The organism is Micromonospora sp. AB353 (assembly GCF_049538395.1).
In the GTDB taxonomy this organism is placed as follows: domain Bacteria; phylum Actinomycetota; class Actinomycetes; order Mycobacteriales; family Micromonosporaceae; genus Micromonospora; species Micromonospora aurantiaca.
Map to the genome: position 1 here is coordinate 1 of NZ_JBMVFV010000155.1, position 4,513 is coordinate 4,513.

Here is a 4,513-nt window from a genome sequence, read left to right on the forward strand (position 1 = left end):
GTGGCGGCGTCGACGAGGCGGGTCTTGTGCGCCGCCCAGTCGATACGCGCCCCGGTCGTCACGACTGCTGGGATCCCCGGCGAGCGTACTTCTGGCGGAACTTCTCGACGCGGCCGGCGGTGTCGAGCAGGCGCTGTTTCCCGGTCCAGAAGGGGTGGCTGGCGGACGAGATCTGCACGTCGATCACCGGATAGGTGTTGCCGTCGGTCCACTCGATCATCTGGTCGCTGGTGGCGGTGGAGCGGGTGAGGAAGGCGAAGTCGGCGCCCTTGTCGCGGAAGACGACGGGGCGGTACTCGGGGTGGATGCCGGGCTTCATGCGAGTTGCTCCCCTTCGGTGTCGGTGTCGGTGTCGGTGTCGGTGTCGGTCAGCTCCTCCGCCCCGAGGGGGAAGCAGCCGGCGAACGGGTCGGGGTAGGTGCGCCAGGTCTCTTCGCCGTCGGCGAGTTCGGCGTCGGTGAGCAGGCACCCGGTGAGGGTTCGGTGCAGGTCGACGGGGGCGATGTCGAGGCCGATGAAGACCAGATGCTGGTGCCGGTCGCCGTAGTAGGGATCCCAGTCGAGGGCGGCGGCGAGGCGACGCTGGTCCTCGACGTGCTCCCAGTGCTGCTCGGGCAGGCTCACCAGCCAGTACCCGAGGGAACCCATGGCCAGGCCGCCGCCGGCGAACTCCCAGGCGACCACGGTGTCGGGCTGGCTGGCCAGCCAGAGGTAGCCGCGCGAGCGGATCATCTCGGCGTTGACCTCTTCGAGGACGTCGTGCAGGCGCTGCGGGTGGAACGGCCGGCGGGCGCGGAAGACGGCGGAGACGACTCCGCAGTCGGACTCCGGCTCGTGCGCGCCGAGGGTGTAGCCCTGCAGGCCGCGGTTCAGGATCCCCGGGGTCTCCGGCCGGTGCCGGTGGGTGTGGCGGAGGTGCCGGGTCAGCGTGTCGGCGTCGACGAGGTCACCGTCGACGCGGACCTGCGCCGCCCACGGCGCCATGCGGTGCAGCAGCACCGACAGGCGACTGGTGTCGTAGGCGCCCTCGCGGGACTCGCCCCACAGGACGAGGGTGTCGGCGTACTCGATCTGCCGGACCACGACGTCGGCCAGCGCCCGGTCGTCGTTGTCGGCGGCCGCGATGCCGAGGGCGGTCAGGTCGTCGGTGCTGGCCAGGCCGTCGAGCAGGTGCTCGGCGTCGACCACTGTGACGTAGGAGTCGACCCGGATCAGGTCGGTGATCGGGGCGCCGTCGACGAGGCAGTGCGCGCAGACGGCGGCGACCGCCTCGGGCTCGACCACCTCGGGCAGCATCAGCAGCAGGTCGCGGTGCGGCTGGGCGCGGGCCAGCCGGGCGAGGGTAGGTAGCACGTCCTCTCGCAGCGTGCAGGAGACACATCCGTGGGCCAGGGTGATCCGCTCGTCCTCGAGCACGCCGACAGCGTCGCGAACGATGCGGTGCACGACGCCGTCGGCCAGGCCGGCGAGATCGTGCCGCACCAGCACCAGGGCCGGATCCGCCGCCAGCAGCGTGCGGGCGACGGCGTACGTCGCGGACGGCCAGAAGCCGCTGAGCACGGTCAACGACGGGCGGGTGTCGGCCGTCGTAGCGCCGGTTTCGGCGGGTGCGAGCGGTGACGTCGACATCACAATCCTCTCGACACGAGTTGAAAACGGTTGTCATTATAGGCACGTGATGGACGACCGGCGGGTGGGGGTGTCGATGGAGGACGACGGTGGCGTGGTGGTCACCATCCGGCTGGGGGGCTCGACGGGGCCACCCGACGCCGACGCGACGCGCCTGCTGCGGCTGGTGGGTCGCATCGCCGCCCGCCAGGCCGACGGCGGTGTGGAGCCTTCTGTCGCGCGGGACGGGCACCTCCTGCGAGTCGTCCCGCACGCGCGGACGGTCTACTGCGACGGCCGCGAGATCCTTCTCACCCGGCGCGAGTTCGATTTGCTCCGGCACCTTGCCGACCATCCCCGACGGGTGTTCACCCGGGACCAGTTGCTCGATCGGGTGTGGGGGCACCCCTTCACCGGCACCCGGAGCGTCGACGTCCACGTGCGGCGCCTGCGGGTCAAGCTCGGCGCCGACCTGCCGGTGATCGCCACCGTCCGCGGCGTCGGCTACCGGCTCGGATCCGCCATGTCGGTCGAGGTGGTGGACGACCCCGGCTGAACGTTGTCCGATCGGCTGATGTAGAAACGAAAACCGTTGTCGTTATCGTTCGATCGAGCCAAGAGGAGTTGAGTCGTGTCCCGACGCTGTGACGTCACCGGCGCGAAGCCGAGCTTCGGCAACGCCGTGTCCCACTCGCACCGGCGCACCCGTCGCCGGTGGAACCCGAACCTGCAGAGCCACCGCTACTGGCTGCCGTCGGAGGGCCGCTGGGTGCGGCTGACCTTGACCGCCAAGGCGCTGAAGACGGTGGACCGCAAGGGCATCGAGAAGGTCGTCGCCGAGATGCGCGCCCGGGGAGTGAAGCTCTGATGGCCAAGCAGACCGACGTCCGTCCGATCGTGCGGCTGCGCAGCACCGCCGGTACCGGCTACACGTACGTCACCCGCAAGAACCGCCGCAACGACCCGGACCGCCTGGTGCTGCGCAAGTACGACCCGGTCGTGCGCCGGCACGTCGAGTTCCGCGAGGCCCGCTGATGGCGAAGAAGAGCCTGAGCAACCGGCAGGCCCGCCGGGAGGACCTGGTGGCCCGGCACGCCGACCGCCGGGCGGAGCTGAAGCGGCTGATCGCCCACCCGGACATCGATCCGGTCGTCCGCGCCGACGCGGTCCGCTCGCTCAGCCGGCTCCCGCGCGACTCCAGCCCGGTCCGGCTGCGCTCGCGGGACCAGATCGACGGCCGTCCGCGAGGCGTGTTGACCCGATTCGGGCTGTCCCGGGTCCGGTTCCGGGAGTTGGCCCTGCGTGGCGAGCTGCCAGGGGTCCGCAAGGCGTCCTGGTGACGGTCGCCGTCACCGGTCGGGCGCGGGCCACCGCCCCGCGCCGGCTACCGCCCGCACCGGGCGACGTGTACCGCCGCGCGCGGACGCGCGCGGCGTGGAAAGGGGAGGTATGAATGCGACATTGAGGGCTCGCGGTTTCGCGGCCCTGCTCGCCGGGGCGGTGGTGGTCACCGGCACGGCACTGGCGCCCACCGCCGCTTCGGCAGCCGAGAAGGTGGTGCTGTCCAAGGGCCACACCGACGCGGTCGACGTGCACTACGAAGGTGGTGCGCTGTCGCTGAAGGTGCACGACGACACGGTCAGCCCGTCGGTGACGCGGAACCCGGCGGACGTCACGTTCCAGGCGATGCCGGAGTCGGCGATGACCGTGCCGGCCGATCCGCGGTTCGCGTTTCTCGGTCGGGCCGGATCCCAGGTGTGGTTGCTGCCGATGACGCAGAACCCGGATCTGCTCTGGCCGGGCTGGAACACCACGACGCTCGACTCCGGCGTGTTCGAGGGCGACACGGTGCGCCTGAGCCTGGTCGACGTGGCGGGCCCCGGCGACGTCACGCTGTTCACCCAGGACTCGTTCGGCGGACCGATCATCAAGTTCCGGTCCGACGACGGGCTGCCGGACGCGATCGACGTGCCGGTGCACACCCACGCGCACTCGAACTGGGCGTTCAGCGCGCTGGGCAACTACACGCTGAAGTTCCAGGCCGACGCGACGCTGACCAACGGCACCACGGTCAGCACCGGGGCGGTCGACTACTCGTTCGTCGTCGGCGAGCTGCCCGGCGGCGGGCCGGATGTCAGCCTGTCGGTCAGCGGGATGGCGGACGAGTACCAGTCCAACGACACGGTCACGCTCACCGCGGTGCAGACGCCGCAGACCGAGCTGGACCACTACCACTGGTTCAGCAAGTGTCCGGACGCGACCGACTGGAGCATCATCTCGGGCGAGGCGGGCGCGAGTTACTCGTTCACCGCGACCCGGGAGCTGAACGCCTGCGAGTACGCGGCCAAGCTCTACGACGACGACCACGAGGTCGTGGCGACCAGCGAGCCGGTGACCCTGTGGGTGGCGTTCCCGCCGCAGGAGCCGGGCGCCTCGCAGACGATCACCGCGTCGATCGCCGAGACGCAGGGCTCGCTGGTGATCAGCGTCAACCCCGACGACCGGGCCGTGGTGCTGCCGCCCGCGCAGCTCAACGCCGCCGGTGACCGGTGGGAGAGCAACGGTGAGCTGCGGCCGGTCACCGTGACCGACACCCGCGCCGGCCAGCCGGGGTGGAGCGCCTCCGGACAGATCCCGGCGGACTTCGCCGGCCCGGACGGGGCGACGTTCAGCGCCGGCTACCTCGGCTGGACCCCGCGTGTCCTGGCCCAGGCCGACGGGCAGGGCGTGGTGCCCGGCGCGGCGGTGGCGCCGTACGTCGTCGGAGCCGGCGGCGGTCTCGGCAACAGCGCGGTGCTGGGCTCGGCGCCGGACGGCGCCGGGCGGGGTACCGCACAGCTCGGCGCGGACCTGCGGCTGAGTCTGCCCACCGAGACGGCGGCAGGGACCTACACCGCGACCCTGA

The 4,513-nt window shown here is 71.5% G+C and carries 7 protein-coding genes; 5 read left to right on the forward strand and 2 right to left on the reverse strand.

Annotated elements, in window-relative coordinates:
• Positions 1-58: 58 nt before the first annotated feature.
• Both ACPCK6_RS29280 and ACPCK6_RS29285 read right to left on the reverse strand, forming a co-directional pair.
• The gene (locus ACPCK6_RS29280; RefSeq protein ID WP_423482822.1) at positions 59-319 is read right to left on the reverse strand and encodes a type B 50S ribosomal protein L31; all 261 of its coding nucleotides are present in this window, start codon (positions 317-319) and stop codon (positions 59-61) included.
• Positions 316-1,629 (reverse strand): CobW family GTP-binding protein, encoded by a 1,314-nt coding sequence (locus ACPCK6_RS29285; protein WP_423482823.1) that lies wholly within the window; start codon positions 1,627-1,629, stop codon positions 316-318. The genes ACPCK6_RS29280 and ACPCK6_RS29285 overlap by 4 nt, the downstream gene beginning before the upstream one ends.
• A 49-nt stretch (positions 1,630-1,678) precedes the next feature.
• Here ACPCK6_RS29285 and ACPCK6_RS29290 point away from each other — a divergent pair, with 49 nt between their 5' ends.
• The 5 genes from ACPCK6_RS29290 to ACPCK6_RS29310 all read left to right on the forward strand — a co-directional run.
• A complete protein-coding gene (locus ACPCK6_RS29290) occupies positions 1,679-2,164 on the forward strand; it encodes a winged helix-turn-helix domain-containing protein (protein WP_423482826.1) in 486 nt (161 codons plus the stop codon).
• 75 nt (positions 2,165-2,239) lie between these two features.
• On the forward strand, positions 2,240-2,476 hold the full coding sequence (gene rpmB / locus ACPCK6_RS29295) for a 50S ribosomal protein L28 (protein ID WP_282310221.1): 237 nt from the start codon (positions 2,240-2,242) through the stop codon (positions 2,474-2,476).
• Positions 2,476-2,643, forward strand: a complete 168-nt coding sequence (gene rpmG / locus ACPCK6_RS29300) for a 50S ribosomal protein L33 (RefSeq protein WP_018783846.1) — start codon at positions 2,476-2,478, stop codon at positions 2,641-2,643. Before rpmB ends, rpmG begins: the two co-directional genes overlap by 1 nt.
• Complete coding sequence (gene rpsN / locus ACPCK6_RS29305; RefSeq protein WP_423482824.1) at positions 2,643-2,948, forward strand: 30S ribosomal protein S14; 306 nt, start codon at positions 2,643-2,645, stop codon at positions 2,946-2,948. The genes rpmG and rpsN overlap by 1 nt, the downstream gene beginning before the upstream one ends.
• A gap of 109 nt (positions 2,949-3,057) precedes the next feature.
• Positions 3,058-4,513, forward strand: a 1,456-nt coding sequence (locus ACPCK6_RS29310; protein ID WP_423482825.1) for a choice-of-anchor M domain-containing protein, incomplete at its 3' end; no start/stop codon positions are given.

Bases quoted from the DNA above. Each gene is read 5' to 3' on its own strand.
- ACPCK6_RS29280 (WP_423482822.1), bottom strand. From the start codon at position 319: ATGAAGCCCGGCATCCACCCCGAGTACCGCCCCGTCGTCTTCCGCGAC.
- rpmG (WP_018783846.1), top strand. From the start codon at position 2,476: ATGGCCAAGCAGACCGACGTCCGTCCGATCGTGCGGCTGCGCAGCACC.
- ACPCK6_RS29290 (WP_423482826.1), top strand. From the start codon at position 1,679: ATGGACGACCGGCGGGTGGGGGTGTCGATGGAGGACGACGGTGGCGTG.
- ACPCK6_RS29285 (WP_423482823.1), bottom strand. From the start codon at position 1,629: ATGTCGACGTCACCGCTCGCACCCGCCGAAACCGGCGCTACGACGGCC.
- rpsN (WP_423482824.1), top strand. From the start codon at position 2,643: ATGGCGAAGAAGAGCCTGAGCAACCGGCAGGCCCGCCGGGAGGACCTG.